Here is a 2,584-nt window from a genome sequence, read left to right on the forward strand (position 1 = left end):
ATCCTCAGGTTGATCAGGTTCGCTCGGCCGGGGCGGGGGCGGCTCGTTCTCGCGGTCGTGTTCGGGGGGCTGGCACTCGGTAGCGGCGCCGGGCTGATGGCGACGTCGGCCTGGCTGATCTCGCGGGCGGCTCAGCATCCACCGGTGCTCATGCTGATGGTCGCGATCGTGGCGGTCCGTGCGTTCGGGCTGGGACGCGGCGTGTTCCGCTATGCCGAGCGTCTCGTCGGGCATGACGCGACGTTCCGGATCCTCGCCGACCTGCGGGCCCGCGTGTACGAACGGCTGGAACGCCTCGCTCCCGGCGGGCTCCCCGCCTTCCGCAGCGGCGACCTGCTGAACCGGCTCGTCGCGGACGTCGACGCCGTCCAGGACCTGTTCCTGCGGGTACTGCTGCCGTGCGCGGTCGCGGCGGTCGTCGGCGGCGCCTCCGTGGGGCTCGCCTGGGCGCTACTCCCGTCCGCGGGCGTCGTCCTGCTGCTGGCGCTGGTGCTCGCGGGTGTCGTTGCCCCATGGCTGTCCGCCGCGGTCTCCCGCCGCGCCGAGCGCCGCACCACCGACCTGCGCGGCGAACTGACCTCGCACGTCGTCGACACCTTGCAGGGCGCGCCCGAGCTCATCGCGTACGGCGCCGCCCCAGAGCAGCTCGCCAAGGCCGCACAACTCGACCGCGAGTTCACTCGCGCCACGGCACGTTCCGCCACGACGGCCGGGGCAGGGGCGGCCCTCTCCGCCCTCGCCGGCGGCCTCGCGGTCTGGGGCAGCCTCATGGTGGGCGTACCGGCCGTCCGCTCGGGGGCGCTCGACGGCGTCCTGCTCGCGGTGGTCGTCCTTCTCCCGCTGGCCGCATTCGAGGTCGTGGCCGGGCTTCCCCTGGCCGCGCAGTACATGGAGAGGGTTCGCCGTTCGGCCACGCGCATCTTCGCCGTCCTGGACAGCCCGCCCCCGGTACGGGACCCGGACGAGTCCGCACCACTCCCCGTGGCGCCCTACACGCTCGCACTCGAAAACGTCCGGGCCCGTTGGACGCCCGACGCGCCCTACGCCCTCGACGGCATCTCCCTTGACCTCACCCCCGGTCGCCGTTGCGCGATCGTCGGTCCGAGCGGTTCAGGCAAGACGACGCTGACGGCCGTCCTGCTCCGCTTCCTGGAGTTCACCGGCGGGGCGTCCCTCAACGGCGTGGACCTGCGCGCCCTCACCGGCGACGACGTCCGGCGGGTGATCGGCCTCTGCGCCCAGGACGCGCACCTCTTCGACTCCACGATCGGCGAGAACATCCGGCTGGCCCGTCCCGCCGCCACCGACGACGAGATCCGCGACGTCCTGCGCCGCGCCCGCCTCGCCGACTGGGTCGAGTCCCTTCCGCGGGGGCTCGGCACCCGCGTCGGCGAGCACGGCGCCCAGGTCTCCGGCGGCCAGCGCCAGCGCATCGCCCTGGCCCGCGCCCTCCTCGCCGACTTCCCGATCCTCCTGCTGGACGAGCCCGCCGAGCATCTCGACATCGCGACCGCCGACGAGCTCACCGCCGACCTCCTCACCGCCACCGAAGGCCGCACGACCCTGCTCGTCACCCACCGCCTCGCCGGGCTGGACGCCGTCGACGAGATCGTCGTCCTGGACGAGGGCCGCGTCGCCGACCGCGGAACCCACACCGATCTGCTCGCCCGCCCGGGCCTCTACAGCACCCTCTGGCACCGCGAACATACCGCCACCCGCACCCCCGAATTTAACTAGGTAAATTATCCGCATTCAGGTAAACCGGTGCGGCACCGAATTCGTCGGGACAATTTATCGGAATTACCGAGAACAATTCCCAACCCGCCCGCATCACACCGAAGTACAGGATCCAATCGACCGGAACAGGGGGTTCCACAGATGAAGGTCTTGCTTCGCGCGGTGCTCGGCATCGCGGCAACGCTCCTCGCCCTCGGCGTCAGCGTCGGGGCCATGAACGCCGCCAACGCGGACGGCCCCGACACCAACCCCGCGGTGACGAAGGCCATCCAGTCCCAGCCGTGGGTGGAGCTCGGGCCTGGCGACAGCGACTACCGCATCGCCTCCGCCCGCTGCTACCTGGTGCAGTTCGGCTACTACGACGACTGCACTCCGACGTCCGCCGGCGAAGGCTGGCCCGCCGACCTCGGGCCCGCGCTGAAGAAGTACCAGGCCTCGCACAACCTGCCGGAGTCCGGCAGGCTCGACGCCGAGACCTGGGGCGCGCTCCGTGACGACGGCGGCGAGATCGGCCAGGGCAGCGGCCGGCACAGCCAGGTCAAGGGCATCCAGTACGCGATGAAGGTCCTCCAGGACGGCTCCGTCGTCGCGGACGGGTACTACGGCGCGGCGACCGCCAATGCCGTCACCGCCTTCCAGAAGCGCAAGGAGATCGACGCCGACGGCATCTTCGGCCCGATCACCTTCCGCGCCGCATTCGCGGAAGGCGCCGAAGCCCAGCGCACTCCGGGCCGCTGACAAAAGGCCCACCCGCGGCCGCCCTGCGACCACTCCGGTCGCAGGGCGGCCGTATTCGCACGCCAATACAAGAACAAGCAATCGGCGCACATTTCGTCCCACCCGCCCC

The 2,584-nt window shown here is 71.5% G+C and carries 2 protein-coding genes; both read left to right on the forward strand.

What is annotated here, in order from left to right:
* Positions 1-1,737, forward strand: a 1,737-nt coding sequence (cydC, locus tag E1293_RS46240) for a thiol reductant ABC exporter subunit CydC (protein WP_132206401.1), incomplete at its 5' end; no start/stop codon positions are given.
* A 141-nt stretch (positions 1,738-1,878) separates the two neighbouring features.
* Positions 1,879-2,475 (forward strand): peptidoglycan-binding domain-containing protein, encoded by a 597-nt coding sequence (locus E1293_RS46245; RefSeq protein WP_132206403.1) that lies wholly within the window; start codon positions 1,879-1,881, stop codon positions 2,473-2,475.
* The last annotated feature ends 109 nt before the right edge of the window (positions 2,476-2,584 follow it).

The sequence above is a fragment of the Actinomadura darangshiensis genome, from assembly GCF_004349235.1.
Taxonomy (GTDB): Bacteria; Actinomycetota; Actinomycetes; order Streptosporangiales; family Streptosporangiaceae; genus Spirillospora; species Spirillospora darangshiensis.